This is a genomic window from Pseudomonas sp. NPDC089392, assembly GCF_044749595.1.
Lineage (GTDB): Bacteria > Pseudomonadota > Gammaproteobacteria > Pseudomonadales > Pseudomonadaceae > Aquipseudomonas.
Genome location: NZ_JBIVIF010000003.1, coordinates 1 through 21,272, shown reverse-complemented (window position 1 = coordinate 21,272; position 21,272 = coordinate 1). Strand labels below are relative to the sequence as shown.

Sequence of the window (21,272 nt, the reverse complement as noted above, 5' to 3'; positions counted from 1 at the left end):
CGGTGCCAAGCACAGCATTGAATTCTTCGCGGGTAAACCCGCTCCTACAGGGTACGCACAGCCCCAACTATCTCAACCCGCTTGCAAGGCCCGCGGCCGCTGGCTGCGCTGTTCATCATCGGCACTGGCAGCCGGTTGCAGGCAGAAGTCGAACACCACCCGCGCCACTGCACCTGCAAGCTGCTCCACTTCACCCACCAACCCATCGCGGGTGGCATGGGCAAAGTCATCCCACAAATACGCATCCCCCGCCAGGTTGATCTGTGTGGTCAGGTGGCGGTACCCCGGTGCGCTGATGAAAAAGTGGATATGCGCTGGCCGCTGACCATGGCGGCCAAGCTGGTCCAGGCAAGCCTGGGTCGGGCCATCGGCCGGGCAGCCATAACCGCTGGGGACGATGCTGCGGGCGCGATAGCGGCCCTGGGCATCCGTGCGGATACGCCGGCGCAGGTTGTATTCCGACTGGCTGGAATCGAAGTAGGAATACAGGCCCTGGGTATTGGCGTGCCACACGTCGACGATGGCCCCGGCCAGCGGCTTGCCATCCAGGCCCAGCACCTGGCCTTCGAGCAGCATCGGCTGGCCCGGGTCGCGGCCGTCGTCCAATCGTGCCTCGCCTTCGCACAGTGGTGCGCCGGCCACGTACAGCGGGCCTTCGATCGTGCGTGGGGTGCCACCGCTGTGCCCGGCCTGGCTGTCGCGGGCATCGCTGAGCAGGTCGAGGAAGTGCTCCAGGCCAAGCCCCGCCATCAGCAGGCCGGCTTCGTTGCGGCTGCCCAGGCGGTTGAGGTAGTCGACCGCCTGCCAGAATTCGTCGTCGCTGATGGCCAGGTCCTCGATCAGCTTGGCGCTGTCCTGCAGGATGCGCAGCACGATCTGTTTCAGGCGTGGGTTGCCCTGATCGTTGCCAATGCCTGCCGCCTTCGCGAAGAAGGCCTGGACCTCGGGGGAATGGGAAATCGCTAGAGTCATGGTCGCCTCACCGGTCGTTGTTGTTATTGCGGTGCAAAGCCTTGAGCAATTGCGATGCCATGTTCGCAAGCCGTTGATATCAAAAGCCTTGGTGTTTTTAAGGCCCGCGGCAACTGGCGCACGCTTGATCATTTGATCAACCCGCGCCAGCGCCATTGCGCAAATGCTCAAGGCTTGTCGGGGGCCTTCTTCAGTCTGTAGGCAAGGGCAGGGCGGGTCATGCCGAGCAGGCGCGCGGCCTCGGAAACGTTCTGCCCACAGCGCTGCATGGCCGCCTGCATCAGCGCCTCTTCGACGGTATCCAGGCCGGTGCCGCTGTCGAGAATCTGCGCCACCCAGCCAGGCGCTGCCTGGTCACTGGCCGCTACCAGCCGGCCATCGCTGCCCAGGCCGATGCTGTCGGTGGCCGGCGGGGCATGCGGGAACAGTGCGTCGAGGCCAATGCTCTGGTTCTCGTCGGTGATGATCACGCCACGCTCCATGAGGTTTTCCAGCTCGCGGATGTTGCCCGGCCAGTCGTACTGCAGGCACACCTGCAGGGCGCGGTCGCTGAGGCCACGGGTTTTCTTGCCGTAGCTCTGGTGCAAGCGGCCGAGGAAGTGCTCGATCAGCAGCGGGATGTCTTCGCGGCGCTCGCGCAGCGCCGGAATATGCACCGGGAACACGTTCAGCCGGTAGAACAGGTCGGCACGGAAACGCCCGTCCTTGACAGCCTGTTCCAGGTTTTCGTGGGTGGCAGCGATCACCCGTACATCCACCGGCCGCGTGCGGCTGTCGCCCACCCGTTCCAGTTCGCCCTCCTGCAGCACGCGCAGCAGGCTGGCCTGGGCGCGTGGGGTAAGCTCGACGATTTCGTCGAGGAACAAGGTGCCGCCATTGGCCCGTTCGAAGCGGCCCATGCGCGCCTGCTGGGCGCCGGTGTATGCACCTTTCTCGACACCGAACAGCTCGGCTTCGATCAAGTCCGGCGGGATGGTCGCGCAGTTCAGCGCCACGAACGCCGCCCCGGCGCGCTCGCTGCGCAGGTGCAGGCTGCGGGCGATTACCTCCTTGCCCACCCCGGTTTCACCCAAAAGCAGTACCGAAGCCTTGCCCGGTGCAACCTTGTCGGTGAGCGCACAGCAGCGCCGGTACACCGCCGACTGGCCGATGCCGTAGAACTGCCCCGACTCGTACTGCAGGCGCTGGCGCAGGTTGGCCACCTGCACCTGCAGCGATTGCAGCTCGTCGATCACCGGGTCGCTCTGGAAGTAGCGCAGGAAGGCCTCGGCATCGTCCCATTGCTCGACCGGCTTGCCGATGATGCGGCATTCGCTGCCACCGCAGCCGCGGCAGCTGACCTCTTTGTACAGCACCTGGCGGCCGAGAAAGAACGAGCTGTAGCTGATTGCGTAACCGAGCAGCATCCAGCACACCGGCTGCTCGGAATGCAGGCCTTCGGACTGGCAGTTTTCCACTTCGAAGGAGTCTTGCCATTCGATGTCGGCGTAGAAGTGGCCGTTGTCCAGGTCGATTTCCAGCTGCAGCGGGCGCACCTTGACCATGCCCTTGAGCGAGTGCAGTTGCGGGCCGATGAAGAACATCTCCACCGGGTTGCCGTTGGGCCGCAGCTTGCGCGCAAGCTCGGCATCTTTCAGCCCCGACTGGTAGCCCAGGCGCAGGAAAAAGCCCTTGGCCCGCTCCACCCCGAGCATTTCGATCAGTTCGCGGCGCATGCTGGCCATGGTCGCGGCCTGCAACAGCAGCATGCGCTGCTCGTCCAGCCAGATCTTGCCTTCGGTGCCTTCGAACCGTACCCGTTCGGTCAGGTCCTTCAGCGCCGGTGCAGGTTCCGGCGCCCTGTACTGGGTAATCATTCGCTTGCGCCCCTTGCTTGTAGTTGTATGGGGAATCGGCGCGCACCCGCTCAGGCAAGGCGGGTTTACTGGGCACGCCGAAACGACCGCGGTGTGCAGGCAAGGCCCGGGTCGTTCTCTTTTCTAAACCGCCTGAATCCCGCGCAAAAGTCAATCGCTGGCCACCTTGGTCATTTGCTCGAAGTGCTCCGCTGCGATTGAGCAAATGATCAAACGGGCAGACAGCGGCGCGTTCGCAACGCCACGCCTGAGCAACGCTCTAAAAATATAAAACCTATTGAAAACAATGACTTGTCGGCGATTGTAAGCAATTGAAAAGCGCCTGGCACAGCCGTTGCTCTAGCCCTTGGCACGTCCAACCGGAGCACCAGCGCATGAGCCCAGCCACCCCTTCCTTCGAGCAGATGCCGCGCTACGTCCGTGTACGCAGCGAGCCGGACGCGGCCTTTGTCGAGTTCGACTTTGCCATCGGTTACCCGGACCTGTTCGTCGAACTGGTCCTGCCGCGCAGCGCCTTTGCCAGCTTCTGCACCAGCAACCGGGTGCGCCACATGGATGCCGCGATGGCTGCTGCCGTCGACACCGACATGCAGAAGTGGCGCTACGGCGAAGGCCGCGACCAGGACGAATGAAGCGCCGATAACCGGCGCATTGCCTCCCCACAACAACAAGTACAGGACGCCTTGCATGAGTATCGAAATCAAGACGGCCACGGTCGAGCCGATCCGCCAGACCTTCAGCCACATACGCCGGCGTTTCGGTGACAAGCCGGCCAGCCGCTACCAGGAAGCCAGCTTCGACATCGAGGCCGCCAGCAACTTCCACTACCGCCCGCTGTGGCAGCCCGACAACCTGCTCAACGACCCCAGCCGCACTGCCGTGCAGATGGCCGACTGGTATGCCGTCAGCGACCCGCGCCAGTACTACTACGGCACCTACGTGCAGGCCCGGGCACGCATGCAGGAAAACGCCGAGCACAGCTTTGCCTTCTGCGAAAAGCGTGAGCTGCTGGCCAGCCTGCCAGCGCAAACCCGTGCCCTGGTTGCGCGCCTGCTACTGCCGCTGCGCCACGCCGAGCTGGGCGCCAACATGAACAACAGCGGCATTGCCGCCGATGCCTTTGGCACCAGCGTCACCCAGATGCACATGTTCCATGCCATGGACCGCCTGGCCATTGCCCAGTACCTGTCACGCATCGGCCTGCTGCTGGAGGACGACGGCCTGGCATTGCTGGCCGAGGCCAAGCAGCGCTGGCTGGACGAGCCGGCCTGGCAAGGGCTGCGCCGCTACGTTGAGGACAGCCTGGTGCTGCGCGACTGGTTCGAGCTGAGCCTGGCGCAGAACCTGGTCAGCGACGGCCTGCTGTACCCGCTGTTGTTCGAGCACTTCGATGCGCAGCTGGTGGCCGCCGGGGCAGGGCAGCTGGGCATGCTCACCGAGTTCATGCGCCTGTGGTTCGCCGAGAGCCAGCGTTGGGTCGATGCCCTGGTCAAGACCGCCGTCGCCGAAAGCCCGCATAACCGCCAGCTGATCGAGGGCTGGGTAAGCCAATGGCGCGGCCGCGCCGTGCAAGCGCTGCTGCCGCTGGCCGAAGCCGGCCCTGGCCGCGCAGCGCTGGACTCCATCGACAGTGCCTTTGGCGCCCGCCTGAAAAAACTCGGCCTCAGTGGAGACGCCGCATGACTTCCCTCGTCTACATCGCCTTCCAGGACAACGACAGCGCCCGCTACATCGTCGAGGCCATCACCCAGGACAACCCGCACGCCCAGGTGCAGCACCAGCCGGCGATGATCCGCGTGCAGGCCGAAGGGCGCCTGGAAATCCACCGCGCCACGGTGGAAGAAAAAATCGGCCGTGAATGGGACGTGCAGGAAATGCTGATCGACGTGATCACCCTCGGCGGCAACGTCGAGGAAGACGAAGACTGCTTTGCCCTGCACTGGAACTGATCCGCATAACGACAAGAACCCGGAGACCACCATGGCCGCCAAACGCCTCAACCAGAAAGACAAGTACCGCTGCCTGACCCGCGACTTGGGCTGGGAGCCAAGCTACCAGAGCAAGGACGATATCTACCCCTACGAGCGGTTCGAAGGCATCAAGATCACCGACTGGGACAAGTGGGAAGACCCGTTCCGCCTGACCATGGATGCCTACTGGAAATACCAGGCCGAAAAAGAGAAGAAGCTGTACGCCATCTTCGATGCGTTTGCCCAGAACAACGGCCACCAGAACATCTCCGACGCCCGCTACGTCAACGCCCTGAAGCTGTTCCTGAGCGGTGTCACGCCTCTGGAGTACCAGGCCTACCAGGGCTTTGCCCGGGTTGGCCGGCACTTTGGTGGCGCCGGTGCACGGGTAGCCTGCCAGATGCAGGCCATCGACGAGCTGCGCCACGTGCAGACCCAGGTGCACGCCATGAGCCACTACAACAAGCACTTCAACGGCCTGCATGACTTTGCCCACATGCACGACCGGGTGTGGTTCCTGTCGGTGCCCAAGTCGTTCTTCGAAGATGCACGCACGGCGGGCCCGTTCGAGTTCCTTACCGCCATTTCGTTCTCGTTCGAGTACGTGCTGACCAACCTGCTGTTCGTGCCGTTCATGTCCGGCGCTGCGTTCAATGGCGACATGGCCACGGTCACCTTCGGCTTCTCTGCGCAGTCCGACGAGGCCCGGCACATGACCCTGGGCCTGGAGGTGATCAAGTTCCTGCTGGAGCAGCACGAGGACAACGTGCCGATCGTGCAGCGCTGGATCGACAAGTGGTTCTGGCGCGGCTACCGGCTGCTGACCCTGGTCGGGATGATGATGGACTACATGCTGCCGAACAAAGTGATGTCCTGGGCCGAGGCCTGGGAGGTGTACTTCGAACAGGCCGGCGGTGCACTGTTCAAGGACCTGGAACGCTACGGCATTCGCCCGCCCAAGTACGTCGAGCAGACCACCATCGGCAAGGAACACATCAGCCACCAGGCCTGGTCGATCTTCTACCAGTACAGCCAGGCCACCAACTTCCACACCTGGATCCCCACCGACGAGGAGCTGGACTGGCTGTCGGCCAAGTACCCGGACACCTTCGACCGTTACTACCGGCCACGCTACGAGCACTGGCGCGAGCTGCAGGCACGCGGCGAGCGCTTCTACAACCCGACGCTGCCGATGCTGTGCCAGATCTGCCAGATCCCGCTGGCCTTCACCGAGCCGGATGCGCCCACGCAACTGAGCCACCGCAGCCTGGTGCATGAGGGCGAGCGCTACCACTTCTGCTCCGATGGTTGCTGCGACATCTTCGCCTTCGAACCGGAAAAGTACGTGCAGGCCTGGCTGCCGGTGCACCAGATCCTGCAGGGCAACTGTGGTGGCGCCGATGTCGAGGCGGTGGTGCGCGATTACTACAACATCACCCCCGGGCAGGACAACTTCGAGTACCAGGGCTCACCCGAGCAGCAACGCTGGCAAGCGATGCAGGGCGCCGAACGCAAGGCCGTCTGAGTCGATAAGCCATCCCGCTGCAGCATCAGGCAGGGCGCTATCGCTGCGCCCTGCCTTTTACAAGAACAAGAGGAACATTGCCATGCCCGTGACCGCCATTGGCACCTATACCGCCCAGCCCCTGGACCGCCAGGCCAACTTCCACGGCGCCCAGCTGGTGTACCTGTGCTGGGAAAACCACTTGCTGTTCTGCGCCCCGTTCACCCTGCCGGTGGACCCGGCGCTACCCTTTGCCGCCTTCATCGAGCAGGTGGTCAAACCGGCGATTGCCCTGCACCCGGATGCCGCCCAGGTCGACTTCGCCGCCGCGCGCTGGCGCCTGGACGAGCAGCCGTTCACGCCCGACCTGGCCGGTGGCCTGGCCGCCAATGGTGTTGCCCACAAAAGCCTGCTGCACCTGCACACCCCTGGCCTTGAAGGCCTGGGCGGCAGCCACAACTGAGGAATGCCGCCATGAGCTATCAAGTCACCATCGAACCCACCGGCGAACAGATTGAAGTGGAGGAGGGCCAGACCATTCTTGAGGCCGCCTTGCGCCAGGGCGTGTGGCTGCCGTTTGCCTGCGGCCACGGTACCTGCGCCACCTGCAAGTGCCAGGTGCTGGACGGTGAGGTCGACCTCGGCGCTGCTTCGTCGTTCGCCCTGATGGACATGGAGCGTGACGAAGGCAAGGTGCTGGCCTGCTGCGCCATCCCGCAGAGCGACCTGGTGATCGAGGCCGACATCGATGTCGACCCGGACTTCGCCGGCCTGCCGGTGCAGGACTACCGTGCCGTGGTCACCCAACTGGTGCAGCTGTCGCCGACCATTCGCGGCGTGCACCTCAAGCTCGACCGGCCAATGGCCTTTCAGGCCGGGCAATACGTCAACCTGCAGCTGCCGGGCATTGAAGGCACCCGCGCGTTCTCCCTGGCCAACCCGCCACAGCAGGCCGACGAGGTGGAACTGCACGTGCGCCTGGTGGAAGGCGGCGTGGCCACCGGGCATATCCATCAGCAGCTCAAGGTCGGCGATGCGCTGGAGCTGTCCGGCCCATACGGGCAGTTCTTCGTGCGCTGCTCGCAGCCGGGCGACTTGATCTTCATCGCCGGTGGCTCGGGGCTGTCCAGCCCGCAGTCGATGATCCTCGACCTGCTGGCGCGTGGCGACACCCGGCGCATCACCCTGTTCCAGGGCGCCCGCACCCGTGCCGAGTTGTACAACCGTGAGCTGTTCGAAGCGCTGGCCGCCCGGCATGCCAATTTCAGCTACGTGCCGGCCCTCAGCCAGGCCGCCGAGGATGCGCAGTGGCAAGGCGTGCGCGGTTATGTGCACGACGCGGCGAGGCAGTATTTCGATGGCCGCTTCAACGGCCACAAAGCCTACCTGTGCGGCCCGCCACCCATGATCGATGCAGCCATCACCTGCCTGATGCAGGGCCGCCTGTTTGAGCGCGACATCTTCATGGAGCGTTTCTACAGCGCCGCTGATGGTGCTGACGAAGGCCAGCGTTCGGCCCTGTTCAAGCGCATCTGAGCACATTCGAACCCGGCGCCCCGAACGCGGGGGGCCGGCGTGCACCCGACCGATAACAACAACAAAGGTTGACCCGATGACCCCGACCCTAGCGAACCTGCTTCGCCTTGCCGTGTGCGCCTCGTTGTTCGGCGCTGCCAACCTGTCCCATGCCACTGAAGGGGGCGGCACCTCGTACCCATTGGGTGCCGAGAACTACATGTCTGGCGCCATGCCGCCGCCGGGCTTCTATGGCCAGCTGTTCGTCAACCACTACGAGGCCGACAACCTGCGCGGTAACGACGGGCGCAAGCTGCCGGTGGACTTCCGCGTGCGCGCCAATGCCATCGTGCCGCGCTTTATCTGGGTGAGTGACTACACGCTGCTGGGCGGCAGCCTGGCGCTGCATGCGATCGTGCCGTTGGTGGACGTCAAGGTTTCGCTCAATGGCCAGTCGCAGCACAACAGCGGCCTGGGTGACGTGATCTTCGGCCCGGCGCTGGGCTTTCACCATAGCGACAAGTTCCACAGCATCCTGGCCTTCGACATGATTGCCCCCACGGGCCGCTACGACAAGAACGACCTGGCCAACCCCGGGCGCAATTACTGGGTGTTCGAGCCTGTGTATGCAATGAGCTACGTCGACCCGACCGGGCTTAACCTGGATGCCAAGGTGATGTACGACTTCAACCGGCGCAACCCGGCCACCGATTACCGCTCGGGTCAGGAGTTTCATGTGGACTATGCCGTGGGGTGGGGGTTGGGCAATGGCTGGGTGTTGGGGGTAGGGGGGTACTACTACCGGCAGACCACCGACGACAATCAGGATGGCGAGCGTATCGAAGACAACAAAGGCCGCAGCTTTGCCATCGGCCCGTCGATCAAGTACAGCGGCAAGGGTGGTTGGTTCGTGACGGCGAAGTGGTCGAAGGAAACCGAAGTGCGCAACCGCGCCCAGGGCGATGCCTACTGGCTGAAGCTGACCTTGCCCTTCTAGATCACGAGGGCAACGCCCTTGTAGGAGCGGCCTTGTGTCGCGATCGGGCCGCAAAGCGGCCCCAGCAATATCAGCAGCATGGCTGAAATCGAGGGGCCGCTGTGCGGCCCGATCGCGACGCAAGGCCGCTCCTACACGTGTTGCGCGCTATCAAGGCCAACGGTGATCAGGCCACATCCACCAGCACGATCTCGCTGTCCTCGATGGCGGTCACCCGCAACACTTCTTCCTGCTCGATCGCCACACCATCACGCGCCTTGGCCCGCAACCCGTTGACTTCCACCAACCCCTTGGCCGGCACCAGGTAGCCCCGGCGTGCGGCATCGAAGCGGTATTCGGCGGTTTCACCAGCCCGCAAGGTGGCAGCCACCAACCGCGCATTGGTGCGGATCTGCAGGCTGTCTTCATCGCCGGCACGGCCGCTGGCCAAGGTCACGAAGCCTTCGCCACGCTCGCCTTTGGGGAACGGCCGGGTACCCCACTGCGGTGCTTCACCGGTACGCTCCGGCACGATCCAGATCTGGAAGATACGGGTATCGACGTCTTCCAGGTTGTACTCGCTGTGCACGATGCCGGTACCGGCGCTCATTACCTGCACATCACCCGCTTCGGTGCGGCCTTTGTTGCCCAGGCTGTCCTGGTGGGTAATTGCCCCTTCACGTACATAGGTGATGATTTCCATGTCGCGGTGCGGGTGCGGCGGGAAGCCGCTGCCAGCAGCGATCAGGTCGTCGTTCCAGACCCGCAGGTTGCCCCAGTGCATGCGCGCCGGGTCGTAGTATTCGGCAAACGAGAAATGGTGGTGGGCATCGAGCCAGCCGTGGTTGGCGTGGCCGAGGCTTTCGAACGGTCGCAGTTGCAGCATGGTCGTGCTCCTTGAATCAGTGGAATGACGCCATGATGCGCGAAAGAAACATCGAAAATAAGCGTAAATATCGGCTTAAAACAATCTAATTATTGGATGTATAAGGATGCAAGTTTTTATCCGTTTCATCGCCTAATCCACTGATCTGCAAGCATTCGCTGGCGATTTTTTGTCGATGCGGCGAACATGCCCGCTGATTTTGTTTTTCAACGGAGTGACCGTGGCCCACGAGCAACCCCAGGCCCCCGCCGACCTTACCCCACCCGCCCAACTGCCCTGGTTTCGCCGCCTGGCCGCGCGCCTATTGGGGCGTGGCCTGACCCGTCTGCAAGCGCAGCACCGCGATTCCTGGTTCCTGGGCCACGCCACCGGCCAGCGCAGTGGCCACGCCGATGGGCTGCGTGACGGCTTTGAGCGCGGGCGGGTGGAGGGCTATGAGGCCGGGCGCCAGGTGCTGGTGATCCGCGATACCCGCCCCGACACTGCCGCTGTACCGGGCCAGGACGACAAGCTGTTCGATGACTGGCGCCTGCCGTTGACGGCTGAGCTGAAGAAGCGCTTCAAGGCCGATGTCGCCCAGCGCCTGCCCGCCGAGGCGCAGCCCAGTGCCGCGCAGTGGAAGCTGATTTTCAGCGACACGCCGTCCACCTGCGTGGTGGCTGGGGCCGGGGCGGGCAAGTCGACGTCGCTGGTACTGCGCATCTTGCTGCTGCGCCATTACCTGGGCTACGAGCTGGACGCGATGACTGTGGTTACCTTCACCCGCGAGTCGCGCAAGGACTTCATCAAGCGCCTGCTGCAAGTGTTTGCCCTGTGGCAGATCAACCTGCAACCGGTGCAGGCCCGCGAGCTGGTGCGTACCTTCCATTCGCGCATTCTGCCGTTGGTGCGCAGCTTGCCGGGGTTTGACCAGGTGCGCTCGTTCGAAACACTGGGCAACGAGATGCCTGCCGGGCGTGAGGCCGAGGCCGACAGCAACCCGTTCGACCTGCGCCTGAACGATGCCCAGCGCCAACAGCTGAACCAGTGCTACAGCAGCGTGCTAGGCGAGAGCCCGCGCTTCGCCGAGCTGGTCGGCCTGCTGCGCAGCGAAGCCTTGCAACTTAAACCACTGGACCCGAACAACCCCGACGTGCAGAAGCGCGCGCAGGTGACCCAGCTGGCCGCCCAGCGCGACGAAGAACTGTGCGACGTGATCGAAGACCTGTGGTTCGCCGCTGGCGCCTGGCCAATCAAGGGCATCGAGCCGTGCCGCGAAACGGTCGAGATCCGTGGCAGCCGCTTCCATGTGCATGGTCGGCTGACGGGTGAAGGGCCATTGGTGGTGCTGGGCTTCGACCCGGCGGAGAGCGCGCAGTACCAGCGCCCCGGCGCCAAGCTGGCGGTGCGCGCCGAATGGGCGGTAAAGCGCACATTGCTGCAAGCGTTCTGCGACAGGCCGCTGATCTGGCTCGACAACTACGCCATGGCCCGGCGCCTGGCGGCCTCGCTGGCCGGTGATGCTGTGGCCGGCCCCGGCTTTGAATACAAGATAAAGGGCGAACTGGCCCCAGCGCCGTTGCTGGATGCCTTCGTCAGCGCAGCCAACTTCATCGAGAACCTCGGCCTGGACGTGAACACCGCCGTGGCGGCGATGAGCTTCCCGCCTGGTGACAGCGACGCGCTGTTCTTCGAGGCCTTGGCCCTGTACTGGAAAGCCCTGGAGGCGCACCTGCTGGACCAGTCGCCGCCGGTGATGAGCTACAACCGCATGTTTGCCCTGTTCGGCGAGAACAACCCGGAAAACCTGCAACTGCTGCCCGACCCGTTGTTGCGGCCCTTGGCGCACCTGATGATCGACGAATTCCAGGACGTCTCGCCGCAGATCGTCAGCTGGCTGCGCGCCAGCCTCGCCGAAATCCGCCGGCGTGGCCCGGCGATGCACACCGGGCGCCATGCCCAGCATTCGTCGCTGCTGTGCGTGGGCGATGACTGGCAGTCGATCTACGGCTGGCGCGGCAGTTCGCCCAAGTACTTCATGGAGTTCACCAAGGCCTTCCCGTCGCCGGCCAATACGCGGGTGATGCTGGTCGACAACTACCGTTGCCAGCAGCAGGTGATCGACGCCGCCGAGCACCTGGTCAAGGGCACCCCGGCAATTACCGGCAAGAAAGCCCGCGCCAGTGGCCCGGCGGCCGAATTGCCGGCCACGCCGGTCAAGGTGTTCGACCGTGACGAAGCCGCCCTGGGTGAAACGCTGATCGAGCACTACCAGCGCGGCGAGACGGTGATGATGCTGTACCGCAAGGGCGGCGACCGGGCGTTGATGAACGAGCACCTGCAAAGCGTGCTGCACGCCGAGGCAGCCCTGCCGGCCGAGCAGCGCCGGCTGCGCCAGCTGACCTATCACAGTGCCAAGGGCTTGCAGGCCGACGCGGTGTTCATGCTGGGCGACTGCCAGTACCTGACCAGCTCGCCGTACAAGAACCAAGTGTATCGCCAGGCCGGTTTGGGCAAGGCCGGTGATGCCCAGCCGTTCGATACAGCGCAGAAGGAAGAAGTACAGCGCCTGGCCTACGTGGCGGTGACCCGTGCGGTGCAGCACTGCTACTGGCATGTGGAGGCGGCCAACGGCGACGCGGCGGCGGCCCCGCGGGCTTCGAGCCAGGTGGATGGCCGGCAGGCCTTCTTCGAAGACCTGCGCGGCCAGTAAGGGTCGGTGACGGTTAAGTCACGGTCGGTGATGGGCCAGTGGGGTACCTGGCCTTGCGCCAAGGTAGCGTGTCGGAGCCCTGCGCGGCCCGGCGCAAGGGTTGTCGCTGGCGACAGGATTCGAAGGGGCCGGCGGCGTATCTGGCCTGGTGTGGTCGTACCAGGCTTCAAGTCAGGAAGCGTACCCATGCGTTCTTCATCGACACCCAAGGATCACCTGCTAGACCTCAACGGCATTGAAATTGCCGTGCGTTGCTGGGGGCCGCAAGACGGCATCCCGGTGCTGGCCCTGCATGGCTGGCTGGACAATGCCGCCTCTTTCGAACGCCTGGCACCCATGCTCGACGGCTGCTTCGTGGTCGCCCCCGACCTGGTTGGCCACGGCCGTTCCGACCATCGCCGCCACGACAGTGGCTATTACCTGTGGGAACATGCCGAGGATATGCTGGCGGTGGCCGACAGCCTGGGCCTTGGGCAGTTTCATGTACTGGCCCACGGCATGGGCACCGGGGTGGCGTCATTGCTGGCGGCCATGACCAGCGGTATCGCCAGCATGACCTTCCTCGACGGCATGGGCGCACCGTTCACGGTGGCCGAGGACGACCGCGTGCAGCACCTGGCGCGGGCCTACCGGCTCAAACGCATGGTGCAACGTAGCCAGTTGCCGGGCTTTGCCGAGCCGGACGTCGGCCGCTTCGATGACCTCGACACAGCCTTGGTGCAACGCCGCGAGCGCCTGGACACCGAACTGTCGGAAAGTGCGGCACGGCTGCTGGCGCTGCGCGACCTGCTGCAGCTGGGCGATGGTTACTGCTGGCGCCACGACCCGCGCCTGGTGCTGCCCGAGCCCATGCCGCTGACCGAACGCGAAGCCTGCGACCTGCTCAGCCAAGTCTATTGCCCGCTGTACCTGCTGTTCGGTCGCCAGGGAGCATTTACCGGCGAGGCCTTTACCCGGCGCCAGGCGGCCTTGCCCAGCCAGGCGAAGATCTCCTGGCACCCCGGCGGGCACCACTTCCACCTGGATGCACCAGACCGGGCGCTGGTCGATCAATTGCTGCGCATCCTGGCCCGCCATGAAGGGCGCGTGCTGCAACGGATGGTGAACGAGTAGCTGATTCTGGTCAGGCCATGCACGTCTGGGCTATGGTGGCTGCGGGAACAACGGCCGTGCTGAAAATCCATTTGCTTGCGCAATCGATGTAGGAGCGGCTTTAGCCGCGAACACCGGCGCAGCCGGTGCCATGCACCGCGTTGGATTCTTCGCGGGTGAACCCGCTCCCACAGGGTATGCGGATCGCTTGCGAACGCCGTTTTCTACCAAAATGCCAGACCACAAGGAGCCCCGGCATGCGACCGTTCGCCATCAAGCATATCGACCACCTCGTCCTGCGGGTCAGTGACCTGCCGCGCAGCATCGCCTTCTACACCGAGCTGCTCGGCTGCACGGTCAGCCGTGTGCGTGAAGACCTGGGCATGGTTCATCTGGCTACAGGCACGGCGATGATCGACCTGGTAACCCTGGACGGCCCGCTGGGCCAGCCCGGTGGTGCGGCACCGGGGGCCGAAGGGCGCAACCTGCATCATTTCTGCCTGCGCATCGAGCCCTTTGATGAAGCGGCATTGACCGCCTACCTGCAAGCTGCGGGGGTGACGGTGGAACCCGCCGAGAAGCGCTATGGCGCCGAAGGCGAAGGGCTGTCGCTGTACTGCTACGACCCGGATGGCAACCAGGTCGAGCTCAAAGGGCCGGTACCTGCCGTGGGGGCGCCATGAGCAAGCTGCACAGCCACGAGCACTGGATCAATACCGCGCAAGGCAAACTGTTCGCCCAGGAATGGGCGCCGCCACAGGCGCAGGGGGCGCCCATCGTCCTGCTGCATGATTCGTTGGGTTGTGTTGCCTTGTGGCGCGACTTTCCGCAGCAGTTGGCGCAAACCACCGGGCACCGAGTAATCGCCTACGACCGCCTGGGCTTTGGCCGTTCCGACGCACACCCGGGTGTATTACGCCTGGGCTTTGTCGAGGACGAGGCGCAGCAGGGGTTCACGGCGCTGCGCGAGTATTTTGGCCTTGGCGATTTCATTATTTTCGGCCACAGCGTTGGCGGCGGCATGGCCGTGGCCTGCGCGGCGGCGTTCGCCAACCAGTGTGTGGGGCTGATCACCGAGTCGGCACAGGCGTTTGTCGAAGCGCGTACCCTTGAGGGCATTCGCGCAGCCAACCTGCAGTTTGCCGAGCCGGGGCAGTTGCAACGGCTGCAGCGTTACCACGGCAGCAAGGCCGAATGGGTATTGCGTGCCTGGGTGGACAACTGGTTGGCCGAGGATTTTGCCGGCTGGAACCTGGATATCGTGTTGGCGCAGGTGCGCTGCCCGCTGTTGAGCCTGCATGGCGATAACGACGAGTTCGGCTCGCCGGCGCACCCCGAGCGGCTGCAGGCGCTGGCGGGCGGGCCGGGCAGGGTGCGCTTGCTGCAAGGCTGTGGGCATGTGCCGCACCGGGAGCAGGCCGAGCAGGTGCTGGCAGAAGTGCTGCAGTTCCTGCAGTAAAGGTTTCTCTGACTGTACGCGGTCCCCCTGTAGGAGCGGCCTTGTGTCGCGAAAGGGGGGCGAAGCGCCCCCGGGATCTTCGCAACATCTCAAAATTGCCGGGGCCGCTTTGCGGCCCTTTCGCGACACAAGGCCGCTCCTACACGGGGAGCGCGTCCCGCATTCATGCGCCGTTCGTTCAAGCGCCGATGTGGCACTTGCGCCAACACTGGCGGCTCCTGTCTACCTGGAGTCGCCCATGCGCACCCTCTACGCCCCACTGTTCTTCTTTGGATTCATCAGCGCCGCACTGTCGCTGGCAGTAAGCCCGCTATGGCTGTTGCCGCTGCTGGCCAGCGCGGTGCTGCTGTCGTTCACCTGCGAACGGCTCATCCCCTACAAGGTCGCCTGGAACCGAAGCCAAGGCGAGGGCCGGCGCGACTTGTGCCATGCCCTGGTCAACGAGTGCCTGACCATCAGCAGTGTGGCAGCCATCCCGTTGCTGGCCAGCTGGCTGCCGGCAACCGGCCTGTGGCCTGGGCACTGGCCGCTGGCCCTGCAATTGCTGCTTGCCATCGCCATGGCCGACCTGGGCATCACCTTGGTGCATTACGCCAGCCACCGCAGCCCATTGCTGTGGCGGTTGCATGCAGTACACCACAGCGTCACCCGCCTGTACGGCTTCAATGGCTTGATGAAGCACCCCGTGCACCAACTGCTTGAAACCCTGGGCGGCACCTTGCCGTTGCTGCTGCTCGGTTTGCCCGTCGAGGTGGCATCACTGCTGGCGTTCAGTGTGTCGATCCAGCTGTTGCTGCAGCACAGCAATGTGGACATGCGTATCGGCGGCTTGCGCCATGTGTTTGCCTGGGCACCGGTGCATCGCTTGCACCACCTGAAGTACGGCACCACCGGCGACGTCAACTTCGCGTTGTTCTTCCCGGTGTGGGACCGCTTGCTGGGCACGGCGCTGCACCTGCCTGGCTATGCACTGGCGGACGATGACATGGGCATAGGTGACCGGCCCGACTACCCGCAGGCCTATGTGGCGCAATTGCAGGAACCTTGGGTAAACGGCGGCGCACACCGGCCTGCCACGCTGCCGACGGCATTGCGCCAGGCACTAGCCGAGCGTGCGTAGGCGCAGCTGGCGCAAGGCGCTGCCGGGGCTCAAGCCAAACTGTCGGCGGACGCTGCGCGTGAAGTGCGCCGAGTCGGCAAACCCTGCTGCCAGGGCGGCTTCGGTCAGGCTGGCACCATCCAGCGCCAGTTGCAAGGCTACGCGCAGGCGCTGCCACAGCACCAGGCGCCGCACCGACAGCAGCAGCTTGTCGCTGAACAGGCGTTCCAGCTGGCTGATCGACAGCGCCGCAGTACTGGCTAGCTCATGGGCTGGCAAGGCCTGTTCGCCCAGCGAGCGGATACGCTCAAGTGCTTTCACCAGGCGAGGGTCGAGCCGGCGGCGTGGCCAGTGCCGCAGTCGCTCGGCCAGTTGCGCTGGGCTGTTGCCGGCTTGTTCGCAGGCCAGGGCGAGGTCTGCCAGGTCGAATGCCAGCGGTTCGGCGAACAGGGTAAGGCAGGGCGCGCCGTGGCTGAGAATGGCATGGGGCTGCCGCGACGGGATCAACACCTGCGGGCCGCGGTAACGCTGTTCGCCCAGCAGCACCTCGACATCGGCATCGAGGCCTATCAGCACCTGATGCGCATAGTGCACGTGGCTGTCGGTGCTGCCCAGCGTAGCTAGCAGCAGGCAGTGGTCGTCAGCCAGCCAGATGTCACCCCGCCAGCCCTGTGAGACCTCGTCGTTCATACAGCCCTCTTGCCTGTGTCCCAGCCAGTGGATATCCCGGCAAAGCCGATTATGCTTCAGTTACCTTGCTGCGATTCGAGGCGGCCCGCCTCGTCGTGCTTCGCGCAACCAAAGCAAGCCCTAGGGCCTGGGTGCGACGGTGAAATGGGTGTGAGGTGCTCCGGCCTGCATGATGACATGACGGAGGCAACCCATGGCGGTTCTCGACAGCGCATCCACGGGCAGTAGCGCGCCCCAACGCGGTATCACCAAGGAGGAGCGCAAGGTCATCTTTGCCTCGTCCCTGGGTACGGTATTCGAATGGTACGACTTCTACCTGTACGGCTCACTGGCGGCGATCATCGCCAAGCACTTCTTTGCCGGGGTCAATGAAACCACCTCGTTCATCTTCGCCTTGTTGGCCTTTGCCGCCGGCTTTGCCGTGCGGCCGTTCGGCGCCATCGTGTTCGGCCGCCTGGGCGACATGATCGGGCGCAAGCATACCTTTCTCATCACCATCATCATCATGGGCTTGTCCACTGCGGTAGTGGGCCTGCTGCCGAGCTATGCATCGATCGGCGTGGCAGCACCGATCATCCTGATCACCTTGCGCCTGCTGCAGGGCCTGGCGCTGGGTGGCGAGTACGGCGGCGCGGCCACCTACGTGGCCGAACATGCACCGAAAGGCCGGCGCGGTTTCTTCACCGCCTGGATCCAGACCACGGCAACCTTGGGCCTGTTCCTTTCGCTGCTGGTGATCATGGCCTGCCGCACGGCCATGGGCACCGAGGTGTTCGAGACCTGGGGCTGGCGGGTGCCGTTCCTGCTGTCGATCCTGCTGCTGGCAATTTCGGTGTACATCCGCCTGCAGCTCAACGAGTCGCCGGTGTTCATGAAGATGAAGGCCGAGGGCAAGGCGTCGAAGGCGCCGCTGACCGAGTCGTTCGCGCGCTGGGACAACCTCAAGGTGGTGATCATGTCGCTGCTGGGCGGTACCGCCGGGCAGGCGGTGGTGTGGTACACCGGGCAGTTCTATGCGCTGTTCTTCCTGTTGCAGATGCTCAAGATCGAGCCGCAGACCGCCAACCTGCTGATTGCCGGGTCATTGCTGATCGGCACGCCGTTCTTCATCTTCTTCGGCAGCCTGTCCGACCGCATTGGCCGCAAGAAGATCGTCATGGCTGGCTGCATCATCGCTGCGCTGACCTACTTCCCGATCTTCAAGGCGCTGACCGAGTACGGCAACCCGGACGTGTTCGTCGCCCAGGAGCAAAACCCGGTAGTGGTGGTGGCCGATCCTGGCCAGTGCGCGTTCCAGTTCGACCCGGTGGGCAAGGCCAAATTCACCAGCTCGTGCGACATCGCCAAGAGCCTGCTGGCCAAGCGCGCCATCCCCTATACCAACGAAGCGGCCGAACCCGGCAGCGTCACGCAGATCCGTATCGGTGAGCGGGTGCTGCCGAGCTTTGACGGCAGCAGCCTGGCGGCGGCGGACTTCAAGGCGCAGAACGACGCCTTTACCGCAACCTTGGGCGGTGCATTGAAAGAAGCGGGCTACCCGGAAAAGGCCGACCCGGCGAAGATCCACTACCCGATGGTGCTGTTGCTGCTGACCATCCTGGTGATCTACGTGACCATGGTCTACGGCCCGATTGCCGCCTGGCTGGTGGAGCTGTTCCCCGCGCGTATCCGCTACACCTCGATGTCATTGCCTTACCACATCGGTAATGGCTGGTTCGGCGGCTTCCTGCCGACCGTGGCGTTTGCCATGGTGGCGGCGACCGGGGATATCTACTACGGCTTGTGGTACCCGATCGTGATTGCGGTGATGACGGCGGTGCTTGGGATTTTCTTCCTGCCGGAGACCAAGGACCGGGATATCAATCACACCTGAGGGTTGAGGTTGCCTGTGCCGGCCTATTCGCGGGTAAACCCGCTCCTACAACGGGATCGCTGCCCGTTGTAGGAGCGGGTTTACCCGCGAATAGGCCGGCACAGGCAACCCATCAATCAAAATACCCACGCAGCCCAAAGGCATACCCAGTATCCACCCCCGCAGCCTCACCCCGGCTCCAGCGCTTCTTCAACACAAACTCGAACGCCGGCTCGTACAACCCGTCACGCACCAGCGCACCCGCCAGCACTTCCACGTCATACCAGCCATTGTCCAGCTCGATGATCGGCCGCCCCGGCACCTGGTAGCGCGCCAGCAGGTCACCCAGCGTCTTGGGCGTGAAGTGCTGCAGGATGCGCCAGGTGTACAGCATCAGTGCCCCGTGCTCGACCCGCAGCACATAGCCATTGCGCCGGTGCTTCAGGCGGCTGCCGGGCTCGCGCAGGGCCGGGGTGTGGTTATCCAGGGTGAACAGAATACGGTAGGGCAGGTTATCGACCCCGGCCAGCGGCAGCACGATGCCGTCGCGCACGGCCTGGTCGCCGCTGTCGTCATGGGTGAACGCGTAGGCCAGGTCGTCGGGCAATTCATGATCCTGCTTGAAGCGTTCCAGCAACTGGATATCGCCGAGCAAAAAGTAGTCGACCAGGTCGTTGAGCACTTCGCTGAATTCGTGGCGCATTTGTTTTCCTTGTTGTTGCGCGTGGGGGTAATGGCGAGCGGCTAATGTTTTTGGACGATCTGGATCAGGTTGCCGCAGGTGTCATCGAACACCGCTACCGTGACCGGTCCCATGTCGGTAGGTGGTTGGGTGAACTGCACACCTGCCGCGCACAGCCGGGTGTATTCGGCCTGGATGTCACGCACGCCGAACGAGGTGGCGGGAATGCCGTCCTGTTTGAGCGCGGCCTTGTACACCTTGGCCGCCGGGTGCGCGTCCGGCTCCAGCAGCAGTTCGACGCCATTGGGGTCGCTGGGCGATGTCAGGGTCAACCAGCGGTGCCGGCCCATGGGGATATCGTGCTTGGGTTCGAAGCCGAGTACATAGTGGTAGAACGCCAGGGCCTTGGCCTGGTCGTCGACGAGGATGCTGGTGACCACGATCTTCATAAGCGCACACCGTATGCCTGGGGCCGATGACTATCAGTAAAGACGTTCGGGCATATTTGACCAGTGGGCTGCTGCCCGCGGTGGTGGTGTTTCCGAATGGGTTGTTGGAAGCGCCGGCATTAACGTGCTCCGGGCAAGCCAATTCAAACCAGGAGTGAATACCATGCAAGAACAACCCACGAATGAACAGCCAGAGACCACCGAACCGGATCAGCTGGAGAATGTAAAACCGCAGGTGATACTTTCCAGGCGTAAGCGCGGTGTGGGCCCTGTAGCGGGAATGCCATGCGAGCCAGGGTACAAGCTGGTAGGTGAAAATTGCGTGATGGCTAATGTACTGTTCGAGTGAGCCGAGGGGAGGCGGCGCAAGACGCCTCCCCACAAAAAACCTGCTCAAGCCATAGGTAAATCCTTCATTACCCAGCCCCCACCTTTCGGCTGCCAAGGGTAAAGTGACAGGCATGATCCCTGAGCGCCCAGGCCGGCGTCAAAGAGGTACCCGTGGCTGCCTATACCTTGCGACAACTCAAGTACTTCGTTACTACGGTGGAGGCCGGCAGCGTTGCCGAGGCTTCTCGTCAGCTGTACATCGCCCAGCCGTCCATTTCCACGGCCATCAAAAGCCTGGAAGAAAGCTTCGGTGTGCAGCTGTTCATCCGCCACCACGCCCAGGGCGTGTCGCTGACGCCCAGCGGCAAGCGTTTCTATGCCAAGACCAAGTCGCTGCTGCAAATGGCCCATGAGTTCGAACAGAACGCCCTGGCCGACAACGATACCGTGGCCGGGCAGATCGACATCGGCTGTTTCGAAACCGTGGCACCGCTGTACCTGCCGCGCTTGATCGCCGGCTTTCGCCAGCGCTACCCGGGCGTGGATATCCGCTTGCGCGACGGCGAGCAGCAGGAGCTGATCCAGGGTCTGACCGCCGGCACCTTCGACCTCGCCTTTCTCTACGACCACGACCTGGATGGCACCATCGAGGCCGAGCCGCTGATGCCGCCGCAAAAGCCCTATGTGCTGCTGCCAGAGAACCACCGCTTTGCCGGCCAGGCCCAGGTGTCGCTGCGCGACCTGTGCCCGGAGCAGATGATCCTGCTGGATGTGGCCCCCAGCCGTACCTACTTCGTCAGCCTGTTCAACGAAATGGGCCTGACGCCGAACATCGTCTTCAGCTCGCCGTCGATCGAGATGGTGCGCGGCATGGTTGGGCAGGGTTTCGGCTTCTCGTTGCTGGTGACGCGCCCGCACTCGGAATACACCTACGACGGCCAGCGCCTGGTCATGCTGGACATAGCCGAGCCGGTGGCACTGTCGGGGCTGGCCGCGGCGTGGCTGAAGCGGGTGCAACTGACCAAACCGGCGCAGTTGTTCGTGGAGTTTTGCCGGGAAGAACTGGCGAAGTTCTGAAGTCTGGCCTGCATCGCATTCAAGGCATGCACAAAACCTGGAGGAGCGGCCTTGTGTCGCGATGGGCTGCTCCTACACAGGCTGTGTGAAAACTCAAAATCAGAGTTCAGCCCGCCAGCGCTGATCTCTGACTGAGACTTTCAGATAACCGAGAGATACCTCTCAGGCCAG

At 63.8% G+C, this 21,272-nt stretch carries 21 protein-coding genes; 15 read left to right on the top strand and 6 right to left on the bottom strand.

Features of this window, described 5'->3' with window-relative positions; all coding sequences use genetic code 11:
* Positions 1–72 precede the first annotated feature (72 nt).
* Positions 73–972 (bottom strand): catechol 1,2-dioxygenase, encoded by a 900-nt coding sequence (gene catA / locus ACIP1G_RS03770; RefSeq protein WP_400733888.1) that lies wholly within the window; start codon positions 970–972, stop codon positions 73–75.
* A gap of 167 nt (positions 973–1,139) precedes the next feature.
* On the bottom strand, positions 1,140–2,828 hold the full coding sequence (locus tag ACIP1G_RS03765) for a sigma 54-interacting transcriptional regulator (protein WP_400733885.1): 1,689 nt from the start codon (positions 2,826–2,828) through the stop codon (positions 1,140–1,142).
* A gap of 374 nt (positions 2,829–3,202) precedes the next feature.
* Between ACIP1G_RS03765 and ACIP1G_RS03760 the strand changes: the two genes are divergently transcribed.
* The 7 genes from ACIP1G_RS03760 (at position 3,203) to ACIP1G_RS03730 (ending at position 8,814) form a co-directional block, all read left to right on the top strand.
* Positions 3,203–3,460, top strand: a complete 258-nt coding sequence (locus ACIP1G_RS03760; RefSeq protein WP_400733882.1) for a phenol hydroxylase subunit — start codon at positions 3,203–3,205, stop codon at positions 3,458–3,460.
* Positions 3,461–3,515: 55 nt separating this feature from the next.
* Positions 3,516–4,511 (top strand): aromatic/alkene monooxygenase hydroxylase subunit beta, encoded by a 996-nt coding sequence (locus ACIP1G_RS03755; RefSeq protein ID WP_400733879.1) that lies wholly within the window; start codon positions 3,516–3,518, stop codon positions 4,509–4,511.
* A complete protein-coding gene (locus ACIP1G_RS03750) occupies positions 4,508–4,777 on the top strand; it encodes an MmoB/DmpM family protein (protein WP_019097310.1) in 270 nt (89 codons plus the stop codon). The genes ACIP1G_RS03755 and ACIP1G_RS03750 overlap by 4 nt, the downstream gene beginning before the upstream one ends.
* A gap of 31 nt (positions 4,778–4,808) precedes the next feature.
* Positions 4,809–6,323, top strand: coding sequence for an aromatic/alkene/methane monooxygenase hydroxylase/oxygenase subunit alpha (locus ACIP1G_RS03745; RefSeq protein WP_400733875.1), 1,515 nt, complete (start codon positions 4,809–4,811; stop codon positions 6,321–6,323).
* Between the two features lie 82 nt (positions 6,324–6,405).
* Positions 6,406–6,765, top strand: coding sequence for a phenol hydroxylase subunit P4 (locus ACIP1G_RS03740; RefSeq protein WP_400733874.1), 360 nt, complete (start codon positions 6,406–6,408; stop codon positions 6,763–6,765).
* A gap of 11 nt (positions 6,766–6,776) precedes the next feature.
* Positions 6,777–7,838 carry an NADH:ubiquinone reductase (Na(+)-transporting) subunit F gene (locus tag ACIP1G_RS03735; RefSeq protein WP_400733871.1) on the top strand — a complete coding sequence of 354 codons (1,062 nt, stop codon included), beginning with the start codon at positions 6,777–6,779 and terminating at the stop codon, positions 7,836–7,838.
* A gap of 76 nt (positions 7,839–7,914) precedes the next feature.
* Positions 7,915–8,814, top strand: a complete 900-nt coding sequence (locus ACIP1G_RS03730; RefSeq protein WP_400733868.1) for a transporter — start codon at positions 7,915–7,917, stop codon at positions 8,812–8,814.
* 166 nt (positions 8,815–8,980) lie between these two features.
* Here the strand turns inward: ACIP1G_RS03730 and ACIP1G_RS03725 are convergent, their stop codons facing one another.
* Positions 8,981–9,679 carry a pirin family protein gene (locus ACIP1G_RS03725; protein WP_400733865.1) on the bottom strand — a complete coding sequence of 233 codons (699 nt, stop codon included), beginning with the start codon at positions 9,677–9,679 and terminating at the stop codon, positions 8,981–8,983.
* Between the two features lie 175 nt (positions 9,680–9,854).
* On the opposite strand from ACIP1G_RS03725, the gene ACIP1G_RS03720 reads away from it, so the two are divergent.
* The 5 genes from ACIP1G_RS03720 to ACIP1G_RS03700 all read left to right on the top strand — a co-directional run bounded on the left by ACIP1G_RS03720 (position 9,855) and on the right by ACIP1G_RS03700 (position 16,042).
* Positions 9,855–12,371: a UvrD-helicase domain-containing protein gene (locus tag ACIP1G_RS03720; protein ID WP_400733863.1), complete on the top strand. Its 2,517-nt coding sequence runs from the start codon at positions 9,855–9,857 to the stop codon at positions 12,369–12,371.
* Between the two features lie 186 nt (positions 12,372–12,557).
* Complete coding sequence (locus ACIP1G_RS03715; protein WP_400733860.1) at positions 12,558–13,484, top strand: alpha/beta fold hydrolase; 927 nt, start codon at positions 12,558–12,560, stop codon at positions 13,482–13,484.
* A gap of 236 nt (positions 13,485–13,720) precedes the next feature.
* The gene (locus tag ACIP1G_RS03710) at positions 13,721–14,146 is read left to right on the top strand and encodes a VOC family protein (protein ID WP_400733857.1); all 426 of its coding nucleotides are present in this window, start codon (positions 13,721–13,723) and stop codon (positions 14,144–14,146) included.
* Entirely contained in the window at positions 14,143–14,922 is a 780-nt protein-coding gene (locus ACIP1G_RS03705) for an alpha/beta fold hydrolase (RefSeq protein ID WP_400733854.1), read from the top strand. The genes ACIP1G_RS03710 and ACIP1G_RS03705 overlap by 4 nt, the downstream gene beginning before the upstream one ends.
* Before the next feature lie 238 nt (positions 14,923–15,160).
* A complete protein-coding gene (locus tag ACIP1G_RS03700; protein WP_400733852.1) occupies positions 15,161–16,042 on the top strand; it encodes a sterol desaturase family protein in 882 nt (293 codons plus the stop codon).
* Here ACIP1G_RS03700 and ACIP1G_RS03695 read toward each other — a convergent pair.
* Entirely contained in the window at positions 16,025–16,711 is a 687-nt protein-coding gene (locus ACIP1G_RS03695) for a helix-turn-helix domain-containing protein (protein ID WP_400733851.1), read from the bottom strand. The two genes, ACIP1G_RS03700 and ACIP1G_RS03695, sit on opposite strands and share 18 nt — an antisense overlap.
* 193 nt (positions 16,712–16,904) lie before the next feature.
* Between ACIP1G_RS03695 and ACIP1G_RS03690 the strand changes: the two genes are divergently transcribed.
* Positions 16,905–18,584 (top strand): MFS transporter, encoded by a 1,680-nt coding sequence (locus tag ACIP1G_RS03690; protein WP_400733848.1) that lies wholly within the window; start codon positions 16,905–16,907, stop codon positions 18,582–18,584.
* 112 nt (positions 18,585–18,696) lie between these two features.
* Here the strand turns inward: ACIP1G_RS03690 and ACIP1G_RS03685 are convergent, their stop codons facing one another.
* Both ACIP1G_RS03685 and ACIP1G_RS03680 read right to left on the bottom strand, forming a co-directional pair.
* Positions 18,697–19,266: a hypothetical protein gene (locus ACIP1G_RS03685; protein ID WP_400733847.1), complete on the bottom strand. Its 570-nt coding sequence runs from the start codon at positions 19,264–19,266 to the stop codon at positions 18,697–18,699.
* A 41-nt stretch (positions 19,267–19,307) separates the two neighbouring features.
* Positions 19,308–19,694 carry a VOC family protein gene (locus ACIP1G_RS03680; protein ID WP_400733844.1) on the bottom strand — a complete coding sequence of 129 codons (387 nt, stop codon included), beginning with the start codon at positions 19,692–19,694 and terminating at the stop codon, positions 19,308–19,310.
* Positions 19,695–19,857: 163 nt separating this feature from the next.
* Here ACIP1G_RS03680 and ACIP1G_RS03675 point away from each other — a divergent pair, with 163 nt between their 5' ends.
* Complete coding sequence (locus ACIP1G_RS03675; RefSeq protein ID WP_400733842.1) at positions 19,858–20,043, top strand: hypothetical protein; 186 nt, start codon at positions 19,858–19,860, stop codon at positions 20,041–20,043.
* Between the two features lie 152 nt (positions 20,044–20,195).
* Positions 20,196–21,101 carry a LysR family transcriptional regulator gene (locus tag ACIP1G_RS03670; RefSeq protein ID WP_400733840.1) on the top strand — a complete coding sequence of 302 codons (906 nt, stop codon included), beginning with the start codon at positions 20,196–20,198 and terminating at the stop codon, positions 21,099–21,101.
* The last annotated feature ends 171 nt before the right edge of the window (positions 21,102–21,272 follow it).